Here is a 23,307-nt window from a genome sequence, read left to right as displayed (position 1 = left end):
TCAAATGATAATCTTCTAAAATTCAAATCGAGTCAATTATTTTGCATGATTAATATACCATCATACCCCACGTAAATATGTTTTTCACTCTTATTCAAATATCCTATATTGGAACTATTGTTTCCTAAGATTAAGTTAATTTCTTTATGGATATTTACATTTTCATCATTTTTTTGGTCTTTAATTAGTTCAAATACATTTTTTTCAATACCCACTCCCACTTTTAAACATTCATCATAATAATAAATGAACTTCAAGCTATTCTTTTGGATTTCCTTCGTAGGCTTATTTATTAAATAATAGAAGATTAAAGAGTAATATTCCAAAATGAAAACATTCTTGTCTACTATGAGACAAGCAGCTTCTTTCTTAACCTTATCCGGGTCTGAAACTCTCATCTCTATTGATTCATTTCTAAAGTATGTTATTACACCTGCTTTAAGATATGGATTCATCCTATTTATTTTATCCACATTTTCTGATTGACTTTTAGCACTATTTAGAGTAGATTTCTCATATTTTGTTCTTCCTTTTGCTTCAAAAACATACCATCTGTCATTGGCATCTTGGCCTATTAAATCCGGTCTAGATTTACCTTTATGTAAAATAACTTCTATCGGTCTTCTATTATATAATCCTTGTGTATAAACATCTACATGCATTAAGTTTTTTACTTTAAAGACTTCATTAGCAATTAATTTAGTAAAGGCCATTCCAATAAAATAATTTATTGCACCTTTTTCCGATGGGTCCAGTAGTTCGTATATAGGTGACTTTTTAACTTTTTTATCACTCTTTGTTAAATACGCCCGTAAAAGACTGGTTCTGAAATTTATTTCCATATCAGAATAAAAGGGAGTTGCAAAAACATCATCAATATTTGCTCTCCCTACAGTATAGGCGGCATGTAAGATTGCTTCATTATTTACATAGACTTTTTTCCACCCATTAATGTACTCTGGTTTATAAGAATCATGAAAGTCCTGCAGTTCGATGTTTATTTCCATATATATTCCCCCATAAATTTTTAGAAAAAGAACCCACCAAAAAGGCGGGTTCTAATAATCTTATTGTAATAACTGTAAAACACCTTGTGGTTGTTGGTTGGCTTGCTTTGCCGCTACGTCTTTCAATCGTAGAATAGACTATATCTTCACCCTTAAAATCATAAGGGGCTGGGCACTTCGAATGGGGATCGTTCTCCTCCACCCTACGAATCTCATTGCCATGGCTTTCGCTTTAGGCAGTACATTCTAGTCGTTGGACCTTCGCCAGGTTTTCACCACAGGCGCTTGGCTGCTGATTATCCATTGGTTCATTGTTTTGTTTTTCAAACCTTCACGTCTGCCGTTTCCAGCCTCGTTGTGGCACAAAACACTTTAGGAAGTTCCAGCAATTCACCCAGTTATGATCTAACCCGTTACCAGATTAGACGCCCGTCCCATTAACTATTGAAGAAGTTGTAATACTCCTTGCGGTTGTTGCTGGGCTTGAGCTAACATACTTTGTGCCGCTTGTGAAAGGATGTTATTCTTAGTGAACTCCATCATTTCTGCCGCCATCGTGCGACCATTTACTTTCATAAATGACTAGACTATATCTTCACCCTCTAGTTATCTAGTAGGGGCCGGGCACTTCGGATTCTGATAGTTTTACGGCTCTATCATTCACCTACGAATTTCATCACCATAGCTTTTGCGTTAGGTGGTATATTCTAGTCGTTGAACCTTCTCCAGAGTTTCCTCACAGGAGCTCGGCTGCTGATTGCCCAATCTTTCTTCTTCTCTATCCTTCACGCTTGCCGTTTCCAGCTACGTTGTGGAGAAGAAAGCTTTAAGGGTTTTCCAGCAATTCACCCGATAGTAATCTCTAACCGTTACCAGTTAGGACGACTGTGACTGTTACTTCTGCTTACGCAGCAGCTAAGTCATAATCAACGTCACGGATACGTGATTCTGCAGCTGTTAGGTTTTCTGCAGATGTACCTAGGTTGTTGATAGTGTGGTCTAGACGGTTTTGAGTAGCCCCAAGTTTAGAGCGCTCTGCAGATACTGTTTCAATTGCATTATTGATTACTGTAATAGCAGAGTCAGCAGCACCTTGAGATGAAATATCAATACCAATTGCTCCCTTTGTTCCAGTATCTAAAGCAGTATCAGCTGCTAATACAAGTTCTCCAGCGTCAAAATATCCAGCTACAGTATGGTTTGCAGGATCTGGATCGGTTTCATCAGCTGCTTGCCATGTACCAATAACAGTAGTACCATCTTGTCCAAGTAAAGTAGTTCCATCAGTTGTATCTGCAGTGAACGCAGTACCTACTTCTAAAGAATCTGTACGCATATCATCTACTGAGATAGTAATGTTTTGTCCTTCATTTGCTCCAATATGGAATGTGCCTTTGAACTCACCATCTAATAAAGTCTTTGTGTTGAATTCAGTATTATCACCGATTCGAGTGATTTCTGCAGCAAGTTGGTCGACTTCCTTTTGTAACTCTGCACGATCTGAATCCGTATTAGTATCGTTGGAGCTTTGTACAGCTAACTCACGCATACGTTGAAGGATTGAATGTGTTTCGTTCAATGCACCTTCAGCAGTTTGGATTAGAGAAATCAAATTTGTTATCGCAGTGGCATTTAATCCGCTACTTCTTTATGTTTCCATAAAGTTCAGATCATATCTTCATCCCTTAAGGATGCCCCGCGCTCGTGGGTAGGTTATTGGTATATATCCTCACTACCTGATCGTTACACCTTCCTAGCTACAAGTTATCTCCAATTCACTAGGCTTGGCTCGGTATTGCCCACCATCCACAACTGCTAGCTTGGTTTGGGGTTCCACCGAATTCACGGAGTTTTCATCTAAGTATTACTACTTAGAGCGGCATTTCTAGTCTACCGTCTTGAGCATTTGTAGTTGCTTGTTCTAACCCACGAATCTGACCACGCATTTTCTCAGAAATCGCTAGTCCAGCAGCGTCATCTCCAGCCTTGTTAATACGAAGACCTGAAGAAAGCTTCTCCAATGAATTTTGTCCTGCAGCTTGGTTTGCTCCTAATTGGCGATGTGCGTTAAGAGCTGAAATGTTGTGATTGATAATCATAATTTCCTTACCTCCATGTAAGTGTATTTTTTTTGCGAGTCACATCCTTGTGTCTCACATTACTTATATCGGCAGATTTTGATAATGTTTAATGTTTTTTTGAAAAAAGTTTAATTCTATACTTTTTTATTAGCACCTCGTTGTTGTAGTAGCGTAATTATCAGTATCTTGTTCTCAGATTCTGGTATTCACCCGGAACTGTAAAAATTTTACCTATCCATCTTTACTCCCTTTAAATTAATAAGTAAAATTACCCACATTAACTATTTCGTGGTAAAATTTACCTAATAAGAGGAATATGTATCTAAAAATAGCAATCGAGAGAGGAACATTATTATGGGGATCTTACGAAAAGCAGGAAAAGGTGTTGGTCGTACTGGAGGCTTTCTCATCGGAGGAACCACCAAACTTGCCGGAAAAGCAGTCGGTACCAAATGGGAAAGTGCAGGTAATTGGTTAGAAGACGTTGGGGATAGCGTTGAAACAGCATCAACAGTAGCTCTAGATAACTTAGGACAATTCTTGGATGGAACTGCGGAAACAACTTATGGATACATAAAAAAGACGAAAACTATAAACAGAGTGGAATTGAAAATCTAAAGGATTCATCAGGAAGAACCTTTAAAGGTGTAGGAAATACTATAAAGTATACTGCTAAAAACGCGGGATCAACCTACAGTGGTATAACAAGCGGAAACCATCAGCAAGCAATAGAAGGAATTAAGAACCTTGGAAAAGTTGCTGCTGTATCCACTCTAGCAATCGGCGCGATAGATTTATTAGATGGAGCGGACACAGTTGATGCTGAAGAAATTGAAACAAGAAATGGTGGAATAACTGTCCACCCTGAAACAAATGTGCCTTTCGTGGAAAAAGAAGTAGTCTTACCGGATGGAGATATAGTAGAAGGAACTTTCCCTGCTTTTGAATCTGATTTTCAGGTGACCATTTCAGAAGACCTTTATTTACAGAGTGATAGCGTTCATTTTAGTTATGCGAATACAGCATTATATGATCAGATAGCGGCAGACCCGCAGCTTGCAGGCGAACTGGGATTATCCCCTGCCGAAGTACAAGCCCTTGAAAACGGCGATACTCCTGAAGGTTATGTATGGCACCACACTGAAGATCCTGGTGTTCTGCAATTGGTTGATAAAGAGATACATGCAGAAACTGGCCATACAGGTGGCCGATCCCTGTGGGGCGGCGGAAGCGTATACCGTTAATGTTATTATAAACTAAATTGTTTAGTTGGCAATTTGCACAAAAACGTTCAGGTGAAGATGGTACCGACCCCCGAAAGTTAGAGTAATAAATCTAACTTTCGGGGGTGTTTTTATGGAAAAATACAGTGAAGAATTCAAAATGAAGCTTGTCACTGAGTATTTAGAAGGCAACATTGGGTATGGATCATTGGCAAAAAAATATAATATGGGCAGCCAGACCACTATACGTGAATGGGTGAATGTCTATAAGTCTCAGGGGATGGATGGGTTAAAACGAAGAATGGAGAAAAAGGAGTATTCTGTTCAATTTAAATTAGATACGATACAATTTATGTTAAACACAGGTGCTTCTTATTTAGATACTGCGGTTCACTTCAATTTGAACAACCCTTCCTTAATCGTACGCTGGATGAAAGAATTTCATGAACAAGGAGTAGAAGGCCTGAATCCAAAACTAAAGGGGCGACCTTCTATGTCTAAAAAAGCCAATAAACAAAAGAAAAAGGAAGAAAAAAAGTTAACACGTGAAGAAGAGTTAGAACGCGAGAATGAACTACTAAGGTTAGAAAATGCTTACCTAAAAAAGCTGAGAGCTTTTCGGGAAAATCCGAATGCCTTCTACGAAAAGCACAAGCAAAAGTGGCATTTGAACTCAAAGAAGAAGGATTCCGATTAAAGGATATCTTCCTTGTTGTGGGGATTCCTGAAGCAACCTATCACTATCATGTAAAAAACTTTGGAAAAAAAGATCCGGACACAGAACTAAAAGAACTCATAACCGACCTATTTAAGAAGTTTCATGAACGCTATGGTTATAAACGTATCACGAAGGAATTAAAGAAATTAGGACATCGTGTTAATCATAAAAAAGTGTATCGACTTATGCAAGAATTAGGATTGAAATGTGTAAAATTTATGCGAAAATCTCGTAAATACAATTCCTATAAGGGAAAGGTTGGGAAGGTTGCGAAAAACCGAATATCCCGCCGTTTTAGTACACCTATTCCTCTTCAAAAATTAGTAACTGACATTACAGAATTCAAATGTCTAGGGGATGAGAAGTTATATTTAAATCCAATTCTTGATCTTTATAACGGAGAAATTATTGCTTTTGAAATCAAGAAACGTCCCACGTTAGATCTAGTTATGCAACCTTTAAGATAATAAAGAATCACGCAACCTACCGCACCACCATCCATTCTGATCAAGGATGGCATTACCAGCACAACCAATGGGTGCAAACATTGAAGAAAAATAAAATATTCCAAAGTATGTCACGTAAAGCAACCTGCGCAGACAATGCCTCGATGGAGAATTTCTTTGGCATTTTAAAGCAAGAAATGTATTATGGGGAAGAATTAGTAAACTATGAAGAATTAAAAAGACGGATTGAAGAATATATCTACTGGTACAACCATGAACGATCAAAAGAAAAATTGGCTGGATTGAGTCCAGTCGAATACCGAACTCAATCCAGCCAATCAGCTGCATAATAAAAACTCTAACTTTTGTGGGTAACCACCGATTTGAGCGTTTTTTAGCTTGTTAATAGAATCGATTATTACACCTATACTTTACCTACCCTCTTAGAACACCAAACCCAAACACTAATAAATCCACCAACTACCAATACATATCCTGTATAAATGCCCTTAAAGTTTAATGATTATACTAATTTTCAGAATGACCCTCTTTTCTCCGAGTCTTCAGGCGAAGGATATTGTTAATAAGTTTTATCGCTATGAACAGGAGACTACTTTCTGCGACTCCTAGCAATTACTGCACCCCTCATGAAGGATAAGTGGAGTAAAAATTCTTATATTACGAATCGCTCTCATGTTTTCATGGGACATTTGGGTGCAAATACCTTTGAATATACGATTTGTGATGATGTTAAGTTAGAGATTTGGCAAACGGCACAAGACTTACCCGAATTAAAGAAGTTTATCAATTTAATGTGACTCAGATATATAAAGGAAAGTACGGTAAATTTAACTTTTTACAAGCGTTGTGAATATAAAAGTTCTATGGAATATTCTATAGGATTATAATTGAAAATAGACAATTATTGAGTGAAACAGTAGTCCTTTTCTCTGATGAAGGGACAGGTAAACTATCAAAGTTTTCTCAGCAGGACGAGTTTGTGCCTGTCCTTCAGTCCTTATGTTCGTCGCCATGATAAACTTCACTTCTTCGGAATTTCCAGTTCACTTTAATCTTCATCGAAATGTGGCCGGAGGGTCACTTCATACACTGTTCAAGTTTCTTCAGCAGCATGAGGTGCCTGTCCTCTGTCCTTCCTAGTGAAATGATTAGAACTACATACGAAGAGTAGCAAGTAATAAACGAATCTCATGAAACAATTATATTTCATGAGGTTCGTTTATATTGTTAATCAAGCTTTTCTATTTCTTAACCCTGCAGTATAGTTATTAAATACATCTGCTGCTCTATGGATTTGTTCATTATCAATTCCATGATAAACGGTCATGCGTAGATAACGATTGCCCAAGCACTTTACTCGGAGTCCTCGTTCAAATAATTCTTCTTCCATTTTTTGCGGTGTAATCCCACTATTAATAATATTAATTTTCACAATATTTGTTTGTACGGATTGATAGTCAATCGATATGGTATCATTGGACTCAATTTTTCTGGCAAGCAACTGTGCGTTTTTATGGTCTACTTTTAATCGCTGATGAAATTTTTGCAGTACTTCTATACCTGTTGCAGCGATAATCCCTGCCTGTCGTTATTGCACCACCTAACAGCTTCCCAGTACTTCTTCCCTCTTTAATAAAATCAGCATTGCCATAGAGCATAGACCCTAACGGAGCTTCGAGCCCTTTTGACAAACAAAACATCATGGAATCAACAGAAGAGCATAAGTCCTTAATCTAGACATCCAATCCAACCGAAGCATTAAAAACCCTGGCACCGTCTAAATAAACAGGTACATCCTTCTTCTTAGCCAGTGCAACAATTTTATTTACTTTTCCAACTGGGAGACATGTTCCACCATACTTCACCATGACCAGTATCGTTGGTTCTTGCATCATCACCCACCTCCACAATATACATCGCTTTTCGCATTACTTCTGTAGGTTGTGTTAATGTATCACTCCGCAAATCAATCATAATAATCGCTAACAGTAGTTTTTGCCATTTTTTTATTCAAATCCTCATAGTCATAATAATCAATCGTTTCATAGAGATCCTTGCGTGATTGCATGTCATCCAATGGCTTTTTGTGTTCCGTTATTCATAATTTCACTGAATACTCGCTTATAGCCTTTGCTGCCACGCATAATGAAGTAACTGGATACATAACCATGCTGTAGCCAAACGCTTCAAATTCATCTGCTGTATAATAAGGCGTTTTCCCAAATTCGGTCATGTTTGCTAGTAGTGGTGCATCTACTTTTTCTTTAAATACAAGAAATTCCTCTTCTTTCGTTAAAGCTTCTGAAAAGATAATATCAGCACCTGCTTCCACATAAATTTGGCACGCTCGATTGCAGAATTAAGCCCTTCTACACTTAGTGCATCTGTTCTCGCTACAATAACTAATAAGGGTACAGCTTCTTTAATTGCTCGAATTTTCTGTGCTATTTCTTCTGGTGAAACCAGTTGCTTGCCATCCAAATGACCGCATTTTTTTGGGAGCTGCTGATCCTCGATTTGGACAGCAGCAACATTCTTTTCATACATCTCGAGTGCTGTTCTGACCGTATTCAAAACACCACCATATCCCGTATCAATATCTACCAAAACAGGAAGATTCGTTGCTCGAATTAGCTCCTCTGCCTTTTCTGCCATTTTATTGGAATAAATAATACCTAAATCAGGAAGGCCTTTACTCGCTGTGTATGCAGCACCTGATAAATACAGTACTTTAAACCCAGCTTTCTTCGCAAACAATGCAGCCATCCCATCATGTGCACCAGGAACCTTCAGGATTTTTTCTTCGTTTACTAATTATAAAAACTGCTTCGCAAGTTCTTCCTGAGATACATGTTGTTGAATAAACCAGCTCATACTTTTCACCTTCCCTAGATCATCATTTTTTCCATAAATGAACTGACACTTTCATCTTTCAGATTCTCTAAATCTATAGAAACATTATATATATTTCCTCTGCTTGTTTTTCAGGGAAACGTGTCTTAAGATTTTCTTTAAACTTTTCTTCCAGATTCGGTATTCCTTCCTCTCGTCGGAATCGGTGTCCAAGTGGATACTGTCTTTCTATTTTTTCCGTAGATGATCCGTCAGCAAAAAATAGTTGAACAGCATTTGCAATCGACCGCTTCTCCGAATCTAAATAGTCCGCTGAATACTGTTCATTTTCTACAACTTCCATCTTATCTCTTAGCTGGTCAAAATCCCTCCTAGGTTATCAGAAGGATGGCCCCACTCTGCTGCAAGCCACGTGTCATTATAGTCTAGCCAGCGAATTGCTGTTCCAATATTAAAAGCTGCCTGAATAGGGTCTAATTCAAATTATGTGCCAGGAACCCTGCTCCCATGGCACATATATACCAGGTACAATAGGTCCGAGATGCTTTGTACATTCCGGGTAGCGCATTGCTAGGAAGCCATAGCCTAATGTATCAATTAAAACATTTTTAGCTGTCTCCATTGCTTCTTTACTCTCTATTTTCCCATCAACAACATAGTCTGCAATTTCTACCAGTAAGCCATCTGTCTGTTGTATCATTTTTTATATCTCCTCTACCAATAATATAATGTGGACAAAATTGAAATAACCATAAGTACTAAGCTAAATAAAAAGCCCATGCTATATTGTTCTTTCTTTGATAAAATCCCTGTTTCAAAAGCTAAATAGATTGTTGTGGAATGGATAGGCAACACCATTCCGCTTCCAACGATTATAATCACCAATAATGCTAATTGAATCTGCGGGATTCCTATTAATTCGGAGTAAGACATAACAATTGGAAAAATCACAACGATAGCTGCAGAAGGAACGATAAAACAAAAACGCAAAATAAATACAATCACTGCGATTATAATTACTTTAATTACGATTCCGGTATTTCCAGGAATGAAAGTAATTAATAAATTTGCAACTGCCTCAGCTGTTCCGTTTTTCATAAGCAGCATCCCGAGCGAAAATGATGCTCCAAGCATAAGGAAATTCTCCCAGTCATATTCTCGAATCATTTTATTCGTAATTAAACCCATTTTCGGCATCGCATAAAAAACAATTAACAGCATCGGTGGCAAAATAAGGGGCACTATTTCTTCATCGGTAAAAATCCAAGCAAGAATCATAATGAAAAAACTAAGCAGCGTCACCCAAAATTTGAAAGGTAATTTCTTGTCTTGGCTCTCTATCTTACCTTGACTGAAACTACTCGCTTTAGCCAAGTTATCGTTTGGGTGTAAAATTTTTAAAAAGTACCATATAATTAGCACCATTAAAATGGATCCAATCCATAATGGCGGTGCTAATAAACGTATCCATTCCAGCCAACTAAGGTTTGTAACGTTATAATCTTTTAAAATCTGATGTGCGAGAATCGGAAACCCGCCACCCGTGAAAATGACCAGTGTTGCATTTTGATTCACCATACCAATAAGGAAAATACTGTATTTATGAAAAATGCTTTTATCCTGATATCCATAAAAGTGATTTATACTGTTCATTAAAGGAAACATTATTTTAAATCGCGCTACTGCAGAAGGAAGGATAATCGGCATAAGTAAAATGGCAATCGGTAGCCCCAATACAATAAGAATAGGACCACCTTTACTGAACTTAATCAGCAGTTTCGCAAATACCTGATCGACTTCAACTTCCACTAGTGCTTTACTTATTAATGACAAAACTAAAATGAAATAAAGTGCGGGTGTTAAGAAACCCGCGAATGCTTCTTCCACAGAACCGGCAATATTAAACACCATCATTAATGAAATAATCAATATACTGCTTGCCGCTGTCGGAATCGGAGCAGTAATCCATAGAAAAATTGCGATAAATAATAGCAATAGAGTTAATTGCTGTTCTATTGAAAAATGTTCCAGAAAAGATGTTTTGGAAATTATAACGCCCACTAATAAAAAACCTATGATGGGTAATATAGAACCTAATCCAATCCGCAATTTCTTCACATTCAACTATCCTTTTCTCTTACGTATTTGCCCTATTAATGGGAAAACGAATGAAAGCAGGGAAAGGATTAATAATGCAGATGAGATTGGATTTGTCAGGAAAATCATTAAATCACCATTTGAAATTGTTAATGATTGTCTGAGTGACTGTTCAAGCATTCCACCTAAAATAAACGCCAGTATAAAAGGCGGGGCAGGAAACGCAAATAATCGCATAATAAATCCAATGACACCGAATAACAATAGCATATACAGATCAAAGGTATTAAAACTTACTGCATAAACCCCAATCATACTAAAGATAATGACGAGTGAAATAAGCAGTGGCCTAGGTATCTTGAGCACTTTTGCAAAGTAAGGAATCAGCGGCAAATTTAAAATAAGCAAAAAGATATTACCGATATACATACTTGCAATAACTCCCCAGAAAATCTCGGGACGCTCTGTCATCAACATAGGACCTGGTTGTACGCCAAGCACTAAAAACGCACCAAGCATAACAGCCGTTGTTCCTGAACCTGGAATTCCTAAACTTAATAACGGAACAAAAGCACCACTTGTGGCAGCATTATTTGCAGTTTCAGGAGCAGCTAATCCTTTTACCGAGCCTTTGCCGAATTCCTCTGGGTTCTTCGCTATTTTTTTCTCTGAAATATAAGCGATAAATGAGGCAATCGTTGCTCCTGCTCCCGGTAATACTCCGATTAGGAACCCAAGAAATGATTGTCTGGACATCGGCCCAGACATTTCTTTAAAATCCTTTTTCGTAAGCTTAAGACTTCCAATATTGTGGAGATTTCTGAATGATTGATCTTTGCGTTTTAGTACTAATGTGCACACTTCAGCAAGCGCGAATAACCCTAATGCAATCACCAAAAAGTCTAAGCCTTCAAGAAGATTTACATTACCAAATGTATACCGTTGTGTCCCTGACTGCGGGTCAATACCAATTGTAACAACCATAAATCCAGCAACAGCTGAAATTAATGCTTTAATTGTTGAACCTTCAGAAAGACTCGCAATCGCCGTTAAACCTAGTACCATTAAAGCGAAGTAGGCTGGTGGACCGAAAGAAATAGCAACACTTGATAATATTGGCGCCAACAACATTAATAAGATAACGCTGACTGTTCCTCCTACAAAAGAAGATATCGCTGCAATTGCAAGTGCTTTTCCGGCTTTGCCTTGCTGTGCCATCGGATAACCATCAAACGCCGTTGCAACGGTACCAGAAACCCCTGGTGCATTCAGCAAAATAGCTGATGTGGAACCACCGAATATTGCTCCGTAATACACTCCAGCCATCATAATTAGTGCCACACTAGGGTCCATTCCGAACGTCATCGGAATCATAACAGCTATTGCACTAATGGGACCTAACCCGGGCAACATTCCAATAATGGTACCCGCAAATACACCAAGCATGACAAATAATATAGACTCTATATTAAACGCTGTCTGAAATCCTGTAATGATCCCTTCTATTGACCCCATAAACTCCCCCCCTAAAAAGGCAATATCCCGCTTGGTAAACTAATTTTCAGTAATTCTGTAAACATCAGATACATAAGTACAGGTAATGAAATCGATACAACTCCATTTGTTATGTGACTTTTATATCCTAAAAACCGGGAGCAAGAATAGATAAATACCGCTGTCACTAATACAAATCCAATTATTTCCAATAAGATAATGTATAGAAGTATAAGCCCAGCGACCACCAGCAGCATTCCCACTTCTTTTTTAGGTATATTTCGTCTAGCTTTTTGTTCTTCTGTTTCTGAATCCTTCGATATAAACAGTAGAACAGAAAGGAAGATTAGTAAATATCCGAGAGTTTTTGGAATAACATCCGCATCGATTTGTGTATATGGATATGACGGAATTTGATACGCCAAAATGAGATAACCTGTGCCAATCGCTAAAAGCACCAAGCTTACTTTCTTATTAACGGTTTTTAACATCGACTCACTCCTTACTTGCATGCTGTTTATGTAGTAATTGAAGTCAATGACATAAGTCATTGACTTCACTCATTTAATTTCCGAGTCCAAGTTCATCCATTAGATTTCCTAGACTCTCATTTTGTTCATCTAAGAACTGAATGTATTCCTCGCTAGTCAAATAGAGTTCTTCCCAGCCAAATTGTTTGCGAATTTCTGCAAAAGCATCTGAATCACTTAATTCTTTAAATTTAGCTTCATAATATGCGAGAGCGTCTGCCTCCATATTAGGAGGTCCAAAGAACCCTCTCCAGTTAATGAATGTTTCATCAATACCTTGTTCAATCATTGTCGGGAAGTCCTCTAATACGTCACCTTCTAATCTTTCTTCAGATGAGACACCCAGTACTTTGATTTTACCTGCTCTAACTTGCTCAACCGTCTCAGCTACACCTGTAGAATATACATCCACACTACCGTTTAATAATTGTGTTAGCCCGCCGCCATCTTGAGCGGAGACATATTTAATCTTAGAAATGTCTACACCTGCTGCTTTTGCGATCTGTACAAACTGCATGTGGTCCATACTTCCAGGTGATGATGCTCCGACCACTGTAATGCTTTCAGGGTCTTCTTTCATATCATCAAATAAATCATTGATGCTATCCCATTCTGCATCTTCACGAACTGCAAATGCTGCATAGTCAGCAATTAAGTTAGAAATTGGAGTAAAGTCTTCATAACTATATTCCGACTGTCCATTTAAAGGAATAAAAATAATTGGTGGTGAAGCAACGAAAAGTTTATGCGGATTGCCTTCAAAGCCAGCTATATATGCCCAACCAACAGCTCCTCCTCCGCCTTCTTTATTTACCACTCCGATATTCTGATCAATAATTCCTTCTTCCGAGAATACTTGTGCAGCCATTCTTGCAGTTGTATCCCACCCGCCACCTGCTCCTGCTGGTGCGACTATTTCAATAGATTCTTCTGGCTCCCAATCACTTGCCACATCCTCCGAATCAGAGGAATCAGAACCTGACCCTGATGCTTCCGTAGCCTCTTCCTCTTCCTCATTCTCCCCTGATCCACAAGCAACAAAAAATAGCATCATCGCTAGAATGGAAAGCAATAAATATTTTTTCATTTTTATCCCCCTTAATTAACTGTATTTAAGCACTAAAAGTACTTTGCATTAAATATAGTTTAATTTTTCTGATATGTAAACGTTTCCATTATAATGTGCAATTTGTTTATTAAGATTGTTTTGTTCATGAGGCTGGGACAAAACTCCGGTAAGTAAAAAAATAGCGTGGTGCTTCGAAAAGCATCACGCTATTTTTAGTTACATTTGAATAAACAAAAAGGATACCTTTTGATAAAATTAAAGTAACGACACAATAATTTTTGGGAGGTATCCTTATGCGTAATTGTAACATGAAACAAGTTGTTTTGCCTATGGATTTGGAAGTTAAATTAAAAGAAAACGATATAGCCTTTGCGATTAATGACTTGGTAGAGAGTATACCTGAAAAAGCTTTTGAACCCTTCAAAAAGGAAACCGGTCGTCCTCCTTATCCAGCTCGAATGATGATGAAGATTATTTTATGCGGTTATACGCAATCTGCCTTTTCTGGACGAAAAATCGAAGCTTTATTAGAAGACAGTGTACGAATGATGTGGTTAGCTCAGGAGCGTCAACCCTCTTATAAAACAATTAATCGATTTCGTGTGCATCCTCTAGCTAAGGAGTTATTACGGAAGTGTTTTGTTCAATTTCGTTCTCACCTGGTAAAAGAAGAGTTGATTGAAGAAGAGGCTATTTTTATTGATGGCACAAAGATTGAAGCCAATGCGAATAAATTCACGTTTGTTTGGCGGAAATCGGTTGAAAATTATAGTGAAAAATTAATTGAAAAGTCCAATCAAATGTATGATGAATTAATAGAGAAGCAGATCATTCCTGAAATAGAGCGAGACGATTTCGAAGAGCTTTCCGTTGAAGAAATGAAAGAGATTGTGGAAAAACTAAGCGAAAAGATCGAAGCATACGACGAAAAAATTGAAGCGAGTAACGTTGGCAGTAAACGGAAGCAGCTGAGTTCCGAACGAAAAGCACCAAAACAATATCGTAAGCAATTTGAAGATTTAATTGTGCGCAATCAAAAGTACCAAAAAGATATGGAGATTTTCGAAGACCGCAATAGTTATTCAAAAACCGATCATGACGCCACTTTTATGCGGATGAAAGATGACTATATGGGAAACGGACAACTGAAAGCAGGTTATAACGTTCAAGTTGCGACAGAAGGTCAATATGCGCTCGCTTACGATGTTTTTCCTAATCCAACCGACACTCGTACTTTGATTCCTTTTTTAAATACAATCGAAGAAAATTACTTTAAGCTGCCGAAATATCTCGTGGCGGATGCAGGATATGGCAGTGAACAAAATTATGACGATATTATCGAAAACCGGAATCGGACGCCACTAATTACATACAATCAGTATCGAAAGGAGAAGAAAAAGAATCACAAAAATAACGCTTTTCATGTAGATAATTGGGAATACAATGAAGAGGAAGATGCATTCATCTGTCCAAATGGAAAGAATGTATTATTCAGCCATGTGTCCCATCGAACCGACAGATACGGATTTAAACGAGAATTTAAAGTATATGAATGCGAAGATTGTTCCGGATGCCCTCTACGCTCCATGTGTACGAAGGCGAAAGAGGGAAACAATCGAAAGGTATACCTCAATGAAAAGTGGGAATCTCAAAAAGAATATATCAGAGAGAAGCTTTCAGACGAGAAAACTGGTGAAATTTACGGGAAACGTAAAACGGATGTGGAACCAGTGTTCGGATTTCTGAAGGCTAATTTGGGTTTCACTCGAATGTCCGTTAGGGGTAAAGAGAAAGTGAATAATGAATTAGGATTTGCATTTCTGGCGGTAAACTTAAGAAAGTATACCGCCAGAAAGTACAATCTAACTTCTGAGGGTGGAAATCACTCCACAAAAAATGGTTCTAAGCAAACTTTTATGCTTAGAACCATTTTTTTACACTATTTTAGACTAGTTTTGTCCCAGCCTCTTTGTTCATACTGTTTACAGGAGATATTTTAAAAGAAAAAACTTTCATTTTTCACCATCACGCCTCTAATGACAATAATGATAAAAAGAGCGACCTAAATACAGGTGGCTCTAGTTTATATTTCTATTAAAATGATAAATTCTTTCGGGTCTGCCAATTGTTCCATATTCCAAATCAGCTACAATTTTTCCTTGAGAGATTAGGAATTCAAGATATCTTCGTGCAGTTGTTCTGGAAGCACCAATTTTTTTACCCATTTTTTCTGCAGTTATTCCTTGTTGAATCTCTTCCATAATCTCTTTAACCTTTTCCAACGTTAATGGATCTATACCCTTAGGTGTGGCTTTCAATGGTTCTATGCTATGGTCCGCCGAAAGTCCAAAATAATTATCAAGCACTCTCTGATCTATAATATTTTGTTCTACTAATTTACTTTGTATGTTATTATAACGAGCAACCGTATCTATTAACCTTTCTTTAATAACAGGTTTTATAATGTAATCGAAAACCCCACTTCGTATAGCCCTTCCAACAACTCCCTTTTCAGATGCAGCGGAAATAATGATAACATCAACATCTGGCTGATAGTTTCTTAATTCCTTTATAATTTCTATCCCCATCATATCAGGTAAATATAAATCCAATAAAACGAGATCAATGTCTTTTTTTGAAGCTATCTCGATTGCTTCCTTTCCTGTCAATGCTTTTCCAACAATGTGTACATAGTCTAATTCCATTAGAAATTTTTGATGAATGTCTGCTAACCGATAATCATCTTCAACTATAAGAATTTGAATCACGATGAATTCACACCTTTCATTTCGGGCAATGATTGATACTTCGGTATGAAAATGGAGAAGACAACCCCTCCGGTTGGTTGGTTTTGCACTTCAATTTGACCATTTAAATCCTCAAGTGTATCTTTAACAAGCGATAATCCATACCCTCTCCCATGTTTCTGTTTAGTTGAAAAACCTCTTCGGAATAATTGCTTCACTCTTTTACCAGGAATGCTATTTCCATTATTTGAAACTTCGATGACTATATCATTTCCTAAATCTGTGGCAGAAAAAATCACCTCTCCATTTGGTATATCTTTTACTGCTTCAATCGCATTATCTAATAGGTTTCCTACAATCGTAATCAGTTGTACAGCTTGAATATAATCTGGAACCTTGTCTAAATAACAATTAGGATCAATCGTCAAATCTATTTTACTTTCTGAAGCAAGTCCAATTTTCCCTAAAAGAATCGCTTGAATCGTTGAGTCCTTAATTTGCTCAAATAGTATCCTATTCTGATTCTTTGCTATTTCTGATTCTGTTTGAATTAAATCAATTGCTTCATTAAAATTACCAAGTTGCAACAAACCTGAAATTACATATAACTTATTCGTATATTCATGCGTCTGTGCTCGCAACTCCTCAGAGTATTTTCTAACCTCCGACAAAGTGTTAACGAGTTCCTTTAATTCTGTTTTATCACGAAAACTTACAACTGCTCCTACAACTTCATTATCCTGCATAAAAGTTTGTGAGTTAACAATAACATCTCTCTCATTAACAACCGTCTCTATATTTTTAAGGTTATTCGTTTCATTTAACATTCTATTGCTATTTATATCAAGAAATACTTGATCAATCGTTAACTTTTCTTTATCGTCAATTCCCGCTAGTTTTTTTGCTGAATTATTCATGAGAGAAATCTCCCCCTCTTTATTTACAGCAATAATTCCTTCATGGACAGAAGAAAGAATGGCATCTCTTTCTTTGAATAAGTTAGCTATTTCATAAGGTTCAAGACCCAGCGTGTCTTTTCTGATATTTCTTGTGAGTATAATTCCCGCTATAATACCGATTATCACTACAACCAATGATATCCCGCTAATTTTAAGAAGTCGTTTGTAGATCATGGACTGAATGTCTTCAATCATAAATCCCACCGACACGATACCAATAATCTCTCCATCCACACCGAGTACTGGGGCTTTCCCTCTTAAAGCTGGCCCAAGACTGCCAACTGCCTTTGATATGTATGACTCTCCATCTATTAGTGCCTGATCGTTATCCCCACCAACCATTTTTTCTCCAATCTTTTTTGGATCAGGATGTGAATACCGAATACTGTCCGTATTACCTACTACGATATATTCTGCTCCAGTATACCTTCTGATTTCCTCGACTAACGGTTGGATCGTTTTTTCTGGGTTTTCATGATAGAATGCATTAATTAATGTCGGTATGCGTGTAACGATTTTCGCCGTATCTAAAGCTTTCGTTCCGATTTCATTTTCAGTATCAACGAACTCATGATAGGAAAAAATTCCCGCTAGCAAAACAGTTGTAGCAACTGCTGTTCCTAGGACCAGTACAAGAATCTTTGTTTGTAAAGAAACTCTGCCTTTCATTTTTTCTCTCCCCCTAAGACAGTAAGACGAAAGTTTGATGAAACAAGTGAAACTTATTAAAAAACAGTCTGGATAATTATTTTTATCATATCACATTATCTGTGAATTTTGATTATTTTTTAAATGGACTGGATATTTCTTGTTTCTGATTACATAGGGAAATAAACAGACTATTAACAAGATAAATCATTTCTTCAGCTTCTCCAGCTAATTTTGATCTTCATCGCCTTAAAGAAGATCATTTCTATGTACGCACGAAGGACAGGTCCACTATCCAAGTTCCCCACCAAAACGAGGTACCTCTTCCTCTACCCTCCTTACTTTCCATATCCCTCCAACCTCGCCTGAACACTCTCCACCATCGCCACATCCGCCTTCACTCGCTTCTCTCCTTCTCGCTTCGCCCTAGCTTCCTCTTGATGCTTCGAAAACCACTCTGGCACTACCTCCGCCCGAGCTCCCACGTCATGAGATTTCCCATACCGCGGTCCGATTCCACGCTGCTTCCGATAGTCTATCTCCTCTGACTTTGCCTGCTCTATCGTTACGATTCCCTTTTCCGCCCATGACTGCAGGATGCTTTTCACATAGCCAAAGCTTATCTTATTGCGGTTTAATGCTCGCTTCATTGCCTCCAGAACGAGGGCCTCACCGGAATCATTCACCCAGTTCATTAGTGATTCTGCGACAAATGGACTGATGGTACCAAAGTTTTCCCGATAAAATAAAAATACATCGGATGCAGCTGATTCGTTCTGTTTAATTTTCTTGTCATCTTGTTTATGTTTAATTAATGTGCCCGCATTCCGGTTCTCTAGATGTGCTGCTTGCCGGTTCATATGGTGGTCCACACCTTGGTCCATATCTCGGGCACCTGGGGCGGTAATATGCTGGGTTACTGGCCTGTTAGTGGACCGGTCCGTGGAAAAGTCCTGCCCGCCATGACGAGACCGTTCATTTGAACCTTCACAAGCAGTAGGCTCAACAAAAGCCCGGTTTGTAACCTGATTAATTGAATTATTTGAGTAACTACCTGAATTTTCCGTTATGTAATTCATACTTTGCTCCATTTCAACAACGAGGCTATTCATTTGATAGATTGGTGCCTGATTATTCGTTCGAGACTTGAAATTAATATAGCCTTTTTCTCTCAATTCAGCCCTTGCCCGTTTGAAGGAGCTTTCCTTCAAACCCGATTTCTGCCGAAGAACTGGCGCAGCTACTGTAAATTGATCGACCCACATCGCTTTATGATTGATGTGCATCAGGGTATGCCATAAGGTGACAGCTGATGCAGATAGCGGGTTTCGTTCAACCTGATCGTAAAATGCGTTAATTTCTTTAATGTAATTCATGTTTCTTCAACCTTCCCATTTTTTATGATTTTTTCAATCTATTCTATGTAGCCGATCGAATCGAGAAGATTTCCCGTTCGAACGGCATATTTATTGGGTCTCACTCGGACTAGTATTCTGCTGCTTGATCAGAAAAGGGCCGACCGATTCTCTCATCGACTTACTCCTCCACACAGCTAGTCCACCCATCCGGCCGGCCCAATACGATAGCATTCTTTACACTTGGCACAAATGTATATACGTAATTTCCTTCCCAACCACCACCAATCTCATTCCAATCTACAACCCATCACCCCTCCTCAGTTTCCGCCTCGCCGCTTTCCCCCAGCTCTTGACCGCTTCCAGGCTCGTACCTTCCTGTTCGGCAATTTCCTTTAGAGACATGCCCTCAACGATGTGGTAATACACCCATTTCCATTGTTTTTCCGTTAACTTCGCTTTAATTTGCTGCCAATCCACCTGCTCATTACCCAATGTGATTCCAGTCGATTCAAAAATGGGGAGTTTCCTGTCACCGTAAGTATTGCCAGCAGTCTGGCGGAGCATCTCGATTTCGCGGAACTTTTCTTCATGATTGTGGTCTGTTGTCTTCTTTCGGAGTGTGTCAATGAGGCGATTGCGGATCGTATAGTTGAAGTATGTGGCGAGCGGGCCTTTATCCGGTTCGTATTTCTTATAGGCCATCCACATGGCATACAACCCTTCCATATAAAATTCCCTGTATACATCTCGGATGCCCAGCTTCTGGATGTGGTAGTAAATTCGGTTCTCATTCTGCTTGAAAATCTCCTCGAACGTTCGCTCATTATCATTTTTCATTTACATTCCTCCTAAGGGTTGATAGATTGTATGTCCTACTTCATGATTCATCCTAATAAAAAAATGCCATCTCATCACCTTTGCTAACTTCACGATTTACGGTCAAAATCCAATTTCAAGTCCATTTGACTTCTCTAAAAATGCAAAAATCCTGGCGAAAATTGTATTTTCACCGGGATTTTTGTAAGTTAGCCCATAATTTGAAAAACTTGATACTACTTACTTTATTATTTGCATCAAGTAAAAAGATTTTACCGTTTACATCAAAGTGGTTATATATGGTGTTCTTTCTCCTTTCCTTGAATCTGATAATTGGTTTAAAAAGGAAGATAGCATTGGATAAACATTCATTTGATCATTTAGCAGGGAAACTATTAGAGAAAAAGAGAAGGCAACAGCTGAAAACACAAGGAGAAATAGAGGAAACAGCAGAATTGGGCGATAAATATTTAGGCAAAATTGGGAATGGAAATACATTACCCAATATGTATACCTACTATAAGCTTTGCAAGGCATTAGGAATTTACGATGAATTATTCGCCGAATTGGATAAGGAATTCGAAAATCAATAAAAACAAATACCTCTTTCATCTTCGCTCCCCTCCTCTACCTCGCCTCCACCGGAAAAATCATATTCACCTGCCATTTATTCCAATCCTGTCTATTCCTGAATTCCCCAAAAAGGAGATAGCTTCCATGAGTAAAATAGTAGCGCATTATACCATTCATGAACAAACCATGGCACTGATGCCGGCTTATCATAGCAATTATCAAACGATAGCACTCGAACAGGAAAGAACCCTTTTTATCAGACAGACTCCCATGCAGCTTATTCAAGCAGCATGCCTAGAATACGGTGCCACCTATGAAGGAAGAAAACAAGCCGTCATCCATAAGACCGGGTTTCAACGGAAAATCCCCCTCCCGATTGACGCCGGGAAAAACATCTATGTATTTCCTACACACGCAACGAATGATCCAGATTGCAGCTGGATTTTTGCTACGCACGTCCGAAATATAAACCCTACCACCCACCTAGCAGAAAAAGCACCCTCATCTAAGATTACCTTCTCCAACGGTGCAGAAATACTGGTAGATGTTCCAAGTTCCTTTTTACAAAAACAAATGGAACGCACGTTGATTTGTCTGTCAACATTTTCTTTGGAGGTGGAAAGTGATTATCTTGGGGTGGGTAAATAGCTTTAGTGCGTTGTTGCCTGCAGACGGAGTTATGTCCTTGTCCCTCTGTCCTTCTATATTATTGCAAAAAAAGAGACGGCGCCCGTTTATCACATGACAAACGAGCACCGTCCTTACTCTACCTTTTTTCTACTATTTTGCTTCAATTATCCACGAAAGTTTACACAACTTATCATGATACGATTTATCCGCCAAAATTATGTAGTAAGCTATTCAAGCGAAATTTTACGAATCATCTCAAATGGATCTACCTTAGTATATTTCGTATTAGCTTACAGGGTTTTCTACAACTACTTTTGTTGATTCTAGGGAAACTGTGTTTGCAATTGTATCACCGACGGGGCAGTGTGCTTCAATAAACTCCTTATAAGCCTCCACCTTTTCAGCTGGAGCATCTGTTTCAATATGGAAGGTATATCGGATATCAGAGAATCCAGGTCGTACATCTCCTTTTCCTAAAAATCCATCCAAATCAATATCCCCTTCTAATTCAACCCAGAAATTTTTTAAATCTATCTCAAATTTCTTTGCGTATGTTCTTGCTACAATCGATTGACATGCACCTAATGAGGATAGAAGAAGTTCAACTGGATTCATTCCTTTATCTGTCCCACCCAAATTTTGAGGTTCATCCACAATTACCTTATGCCCTCGAGCTTCTGTTTCTACTAAGACACCTTCTTTTAAATATGTTTTTGCACTTACCGTTGTTAAAGCCATTTTCACATCTCTCCATTCCGATTTATTTTTTGGAAAAACTAAAAACCCCTCTCCAAAGAATAGAGAAGGGTTCACAAAATGATTCATACGTATGAACGTACTATTTGCTCGACCTTCTTATCTTTGGAATTCATATCATTCCTCTGAATTTGGCACCGGGACACCTTTTAAGGCGCTGGTTGCCGAGAGTTCACAGGGTCAGTCCCTCCCTCTCTCTTGATAAGAAGAAATTAATCATATTAATTTCATAGGATTTATACAGATAATATCATATTGTGGTTAATAGTCAATAGGGAAATTTCAATCGCGGGTGCATTGGTCCAGAAGGTGAGCGAAAATTTTTTCTCGAATATCAAGCTTATCCCTTGTGGTGTGAACAAAATACTACTTACAGTTTGGATTCTTTTATGCGGCTCCGAATGGCGGCATAATGGTACTTTAGTGCTTTATAGCGGCGGGGGGCAGGCACCTGATTCCCCCTTACGAAGAGCTTTCTTCCAATTAGCTATCATAGTAGGATTTTTCATTCCAAAATGAAGGGCTGTTTCCGTTATAACCTGTTCTCTCCATAAAGCTTAATACATTTAGCTTCAATTGAACAAAGTAAGTTTGCTTCTTTTTTGTACTTTTCAAGCCATCTTCACCAAAACCCTCATATATTTGTATCCATCTACCGACTTGTGATTTTTGATTTTATACTATGCTTCTTAGCTAAAGCTCTAATTCCTAAATATCCATTTTGATACTCCTTAATTACTTTTATCTTTAAATCATCGCTATATTTTTTGACCATAATAGAACACCCCAAAAGTTAGTTTTTTACTCTAACTTTTGGGGTGCACTACAAACCTGTCCCTTGTCCTTCCCTCATATAACAACCGATCCTCATAATTTATTAGGATCGGTTAAGTTTGAGAAACAATTAAGCTGTTAAAATCTCATTTTGCTGCAATATATCCTTTGCTGATTGATCAGCTGGTTTATAACCCTTTTCTAATAATTCTTTTATGTATATTTTATTATAGACAAAAGAAAATACAATTGCAGCTACCCAAGCACCAATACCCAAAGTAAATGAGCCAAGTATTGCTTCAATGACGAACATAATAGCAGCCCATTTTAAATCTCCGCGAAACAGTGCCGGGAAGAACCCGAAGAAGAAAGTAGTCCAGCTAAATCCAACCTTAACTTCCTTACCTACACCAGCGTCATTCTTTAATGAAACTTTCATATCATCCCACCTTTCTTTTTTATTGTTAATCAAAATGAAATACCGGGGAAATATTATTTTATATAATC

General features: G+C 38.1%; 21 protein-coding genes, 6 pseudogenes and 1 riboswitch. Of the genes and pseudogenes, 8 read left to right on the top strand and 19 right to left on the bottom strand.

Annotated elements, in window-relative coordinates; genetic code table 11:
- Positions 1–32 precede the first annotated feature (32 nt).
- The 4 genes and pseudogenes from A4245_RS14475 to A4245_RS14465 form a co-directional block, all read right to left on the bottom strand.
- On the bottom strand, positions 33–1,007 hold the full coding sequence (locus tag A4245_RS14475; protein ID WP_067729146.1) for a hypothetical protein: 975 nt from the start codon (positions 1,005–1,007) through the stop codon (positions 33–35).
- Positions 1,008–1,448: 441 nt separating this feature from the next.
- Positions 1,449–1,562 (bottom strand): annotated as a pseudogene (locus tag A4245_RS19775) (flagellin); the annotation flags it as partial.
- 370 nt (positions 1,563–1,932) lie between these two features.
- Positions 1,933–2,616, bottom strand: a pseudogene (locus A4245_RS14470) (flagellin N-terminal helical domain-containing protein); the annotation flags it as partial.
- 283 nt (positions 2,617–2,899) lie between these two features.
- Positions 2,900–3,106, bottom strand: a pseudogene (locus tag A4245_RS14465) (flagellin N-terminal helical domain-containing protein); the annotation flags it as partial.
- A 336-nt stretch (positions 3,107–3,442) separates the two neighbouring features.
- Here A4245_RS14465 and A4245_RS14460 point away from each other — a divergent pair.
- The 5 genes from A4245_RS14460 to A4245_RS19760 all read left to right on the top strand — a co-directional run bounded on the left by A4245_RS14460 (position 3,443) and on the right by A4245_RS19760 (position 5,825).
- Positions 3,443–3,706, top strand: a complete 264-nt coding sequence (locus A4245_RS14460) for a hypothetical protein (protein WP_067729140.1) — start codon at positions 3,443–3,445, stop codon at positions 3,704–3,706.
- A 266-nt stretch (positions 3,707–3,972) separates the two neighbouring features.
- Positions 3,973–4,332 carry an HNH endonuclease gene (locus A4245_RS20420; RefSeq protein ID WP_067729138.1) on the top strand — a complete coding sequence of 120 codons (360 nt, stop codon included), beginning with the start codon at positions 3,973–3,975 and terminating at the stop codon, positions 4,330–4,332.
- A 112-nt stretch (positions 4,333–4,444) separates the two neighbouring features.
- Positions 4,445–5,008, top strand: a complete 564-nt coding sequence (locus A4245_RS14450) for a helix-turn-helix domain-containing protein (RefSeq protein WP_067729136.1) — start codon at positions 4,445–4,447, stop codon at positions 5,006–5,008.
- On the top strand, positions 4,972–5,496 hold the full coding sequence (locus A4245_RS19765; RefSeq protein ID WP_084268821.1) for an IS3 family transposase: 525 nt from the start codon (positions 4,972–4,974) through the stop codon (positions 5,494–5,496). The genes A4245_RS14450 and A4245_RS19765 overlap by 37 nt, the downstream gene beginning before the upstream one ends.
- A gap of 80 nt (positions 5,497–5,576) precedes the next feature.
- Entirely contained in the window at positions 5,577–5,825 is a 249-nt protein-coding gene (locus A4245_RS19760) for an IS3 family transposase (RefSeq protein WP_199860694.1), read from the top strand.
- 1,182 nt (positions 5,826–7,007) lie between these two features.
- On the opposite strand, the pseudogene A4245_RS20860 reads toward A4245_RS19760, so the two are convergent.
- The 9 genes and pseudogenes from A4245_RS20860 to A4245_RS14405 all read right to left on the bottom strand — a co-directional run bounded on the left by A4245_RS20860 (position 7,008) and on the right by A4245_RS14405 (position 13,557).
- Positions 7,008–7,364, bottom strand: a pseudogene (locus A4245_RS20860) (beta-eliminating lyase-related protein).
- Positions 7,318–7,425, bottom strand: a complete 108-nt coding sequence (locus A4245_RS20985) for a hypothetical protein (protein ID WP_407668390.1) — start codon at positions 7,423–7,425, stop codon at positions 7,318–7,320. The pseudogene A4245_RS20860 and the gene A4245_RS20985 overlap by 47 nt, the downstream one beginning before the upstream one ends.
- Before the next feature lie 37 nt (positions 7,426–7,462).
- A pseudogene (gene prpB / locus A4245_RS14435) lies at positions 7,463–8,370 on the bottom strand (methylisocitrate lyase).
- Between the two features lie 73 nt (positions 8,371–8,443).
- Entirely contained in the window at positions 8,444–8,692 is a 249-nt protein-coding gene (locus A4245_RS20980; RefSeq protein WP_067729132.1) for an MmgE/PrpD family protein, read from the bottom strand.
- Positions 8,693–8,709: 17 nt separating this feature from the next.
- A pseudogene (locus A4245_RS20975) lies at positions 8,710–9,049 on the bottom strand (MmgE/PrpD family protein); the annotation flags it as partial.
- A 14-nt stretch (positions 9,050–9,063) separates the two neighbouring features.
- A complete protein-coding gene (locus A4245_RS14420; protein WP_199860692.1) occupies positions 9,064–10,467 on the bottom strand; it encodes an SLC13 family permease in 1,404 nt (467 codons plus the stop codon).
- 6 nt (positions 10,468–10,473) lie between these two features.
- Positions 10,474–11,961 (bottom strand): tripartite tricarboxylate transporter permease, encoded by a 1,488-nt coding sequence (locus A4245_RS14415; protein WP_067729126.1) that lies wholly within the window; start codon positions 11,959–11,961, stop codon positions 10,474–10,476.
- Between the two features lie 11 nt (positions 11,962–11,972).
- Positions 11,973–12,431, bottom strand: coding sequence for a tripartite tricarboxylate transporter TctB family protein (locus A4245_RS14410; RefSeq protein WP_067729124.1), 459 nt, complete (start codon positions 12,429–12,431; stop codon positions 11,973–11,975).
- Positions 12,432–12,504: 73 nt separating this feature from the next.
- On the bottom strand, positions 12,505–13,557 hold the full coding sequence (locus tag A4245_RS14405; RefSeq protein ID WP_067729123.1) for a tripartite tricarboxylate transporter substrate binding protein: 1,053 nt from the start codon (positions 13,555–13,557) through the stop codon (positions 12,505–12,507).
- A 275-nt stretch (positions 13,558–13,832) separates the two neighbouring features.
- Here A4245_RS14405 and A4245_RS14400 point away from each other — a divergent pair, with 275 nt between their 5' ends.
- The gene (locus A4245_RS14400) at positions 13,833–15,539 is read left to right on the top strand and encodes an IS1182 family transposase (RefSeq protein WP_067729121.1); all 1,707 of its coding nucleotides are present in this window, start codon (positions 13,833–13,835) and stop codon (positions 15,537–15,539) included.
- Between the two features lie 78 nt (positions 15,540–15,617).
- Here A4245_RS14400 and A4245_RS14395 read toward each other — a convergent pair whose 3' ends face one another.
- From A4245_RS14395 to A4245_RS14380, 4 genes are all read right to left on the bottom strand, one after another.
- On the bottom strand, positions 15,618–16,307 hold the full coding sequence (locus tag A4245_RS14395) for a response regulator (RefSeq protein WP_067729119.1): 690 nt from the start codon (positions 16,305–16,307) through the stop codon (positions 15,618–15,620).
- Positions 16,304–17,914, bottom strand: a complete 1,611-nt coding sequence (locus tag A4245_RS14390) for an ATP-binding protein (RefSeq protein ID WP_067729116.1) — start codon at positions 17,912–17,914, stop codon at positions 16,304–16,306. Before A4245_RS14390 ends, A4245_RS14395 begins: the two co-directional genes overlap by 4 nt.
- 317 nt (positions 17,915–18,231) lie before the next feature.
- On the bottom strand, positions 18,232–19,269 hold the full coding sequence (locus A4245_RS14385) for a DnaD domain-containing protein (RefSeq protein ID WP_067729114.1): 1,038 nt from the start codon (positions 19,267–19,269) through the stop codon (positions 18,232–18,234).
- Positions 19,270–19,548: 279 nt separating this feature from the next.
- Positions 19,549–20,088, bottom strand: a complete 540-nt coding sequence (locus tag A4245_RS14380; RefSeq protein ID WP_067729113.1) for a sigma-70 family RNA polymerase sigma factor — start codon at positions 20,086–20,088, stop codon at positions 19,549–19,551.
- Between the two features lie 335 nt (positions 20,089–20,423).
- Between A4245_RS14380 and A4245_RS14375 the strand changes: the two genes are divergently transcribed.
- Both A4245_RS14375 and A4245_RS14370 read left to right on the top strand, forming a co-directional pair.
- On the top strand, positions 20,424–20,660 hold the full coding sequence (locus A4245_RS14375; RefSeq protein ID WP_157087731.1) for a helix-turn-helix domain-containing protein: 237 nt from the start codon (positions 20,424–20,426) through the stop codon (positions 20,658–20,660).
- A 124-nt stretch (positions 20,661–20,784) separates the two neighbouring features.
- Positions 20,785–21,288, top strand: coding sequence for a competence protein ComK (locus tag A4245_RS14370; protein ID WP_067729110.1), 504 nt, complete (start codon positions 20,785–20,787; stop codon positions 21,286–21,288).
- A 267-nt stretch (positions 21,289–21,555) separates the two neighbouring features.
- Here the strand turns inward: A4245_RS14370 and A4245_RS14365 are convergent, their stop codons facing one another.
- Together A4245_RS14365 and A4245_RS14360 are read right to left on the bottom strand one after the other, a co-directional pair.
- Positions 21,556–22,008 carry an OsmC family protein gene (locus tag A4245_RS14365; protein ID WP_067729108.1) on the bottom strand — a complete coding sequence of 151 codons (453 nt, stop codon included), beginning with the start codon at positions 22,006–22,008 and terminating at the stop codon, positions 21,556–21,558.
- Between the two features lie 114 nt (positions 22,009–22,122).
- A riboswitch (SAM riboswitch) is annotated at positions 22,123–22,234 on the bottom strand.
- Between the two features lie 696 nt (positions 22,235–22,930).
- Positions 22,931–23,239 carry a hypothetical protein gene (locus A4245_RS14360; RefSeq protein ID WP_067729106.1) on the bottom strand — a complete coding sequence of 103 codons (309 nt, stop codon included), beginning with the start codon at positions 23,237–23,239 and terminating at the stop codon, positions 22,931–22,933.
- Positions 23,240–23,307: the final 68 nt, after the last annotated feature.

Source organism: Oceanobacillus damuensis (assembly GCF_001618145.1).
Lineage (GTDB): Bacteria > Bacillota > Bacilli > Bacillales > Amphibacillaceae > Oceanobacillus > Oceanobacillus damuensis.
The sequence above is the reverse complement of the archived record's forward strand: the minus strand, read 5'-3'. Positions and strand labels throughout refer to the sequence as shown.

What these genes read in the sequence shown, in the direction of transcription:
- A4245_RS14475 (WP_067729146.1), bottom strand. Translation starts at nt 1,007, where the DNA reads ATGGAAATAAACATCGAACTGCAGGACTTTCATGATTCTTATAAACCA.
- A4245_RS14460 (WP_067729140.1), top strand. Translation starts at nt 3,443, where the DNA reads ATGGGGATCTTACGAAAAGCAGGAAAAGGTGTTGGTCGTACTGGAGGC.
- A4245_RS14450 (WP_067729136.1), top strand. Translation starts at nt 4,445, where the DNA reads ATGGAAAAATACAGTGAAGAATTCAAAATGAAGCTTGTCACTGAGTAT.
- A4245_RS20985 (WP_407668390.1), bottom strand. Translation starts at nt 7,425, where the DNA reads ATGCGAAAAGCGATGTATATTGTGGAGGTGGGTGATGATGCAAGAACC.
- A4245_RS20980 (WP_067729132.1), bottom strand. Translation starts at nt 8,692, where the DNA reads ATGGAAGTTGTAGAAAATGAACAGTATTCAGCGGACTATTTAGATTCG.
- A4245_RS14415 (WP_067729126.1), bottom strand. Translation starts at nt 11,961, where the DNA reads ATGGGGTCAATAGAAGGGATCATTACAGGATTTCAGACAGCGTTTAAT.
- A4245_RS14410 (WP_067729124.1), bottom strand. Translation starts at nt 12,431, where the DNA reads ATGTTAAAAACCGTTAATAAGAAAGTAAGCTTGGTGCTTTTAGCGATT.
- A4245_RS14405 (WP_067729123.1), bottom strand. Translation starts at nt 13,557, where the DNA reads ATGAAAAAATATTTATTGCTTTCCATTCTAGCGATGATGCTATTTTTT.
- A4245_RS14400 (WP_067729121.1), top strand. Translation starts at nt 13,833, where the DNA reads ATGCGTAATTGTAACATGAAACAAGTTGTTTTGCCTATGGATTTGGAA.
- A4245_RS14390 (WP_067729116.1), bottom strand. Translation starts at nt 17,914, where the DNA reads ATGAAAGGCAGAGTTTCTTTACAAACAAAGATTCTTGTACTGGTCCTA.
- A4245_RS14385 (WP_067729114.1), bottom strand. Translation starts at nt 19,269, where the DNA reads ATGAATTACATTAAAGAAATTAACGCATTTTACGATCAGGTTGAACGA.
- A4245_RS14380 (WP_067729113.1), bottom strand. Translation starts at nt 20,088, where the DNA reads ATGAAAAATGATAATGAGCGAACGTTCGAGGAGATTTTCAAGCAGAAT.
- A4245_RS14370 (WP_067729110.1), top strand. Translation starts at nt 20,785, where the DNA reads ATGAGTAAAATAGTAGCGCATTATACCATTCATGAACAAACCATGGCA.
- A4245_RS14365 (WP_067729108.1), bottom strand. Translation starts at nt 22,008, where the DNA reads ATGGCTTTAACAACGGTAAGTGCAAAAACATATTTAAAAGAAGGTGTC.
- A4245_RS14360 (WP_067729106.1), bottom strand. Translation starts at nt 23,239, where the DNA reads ATGAAAGTTTCATTAAAGAATGACGCTGGTGTAGGTAAGGAAGTTAAG.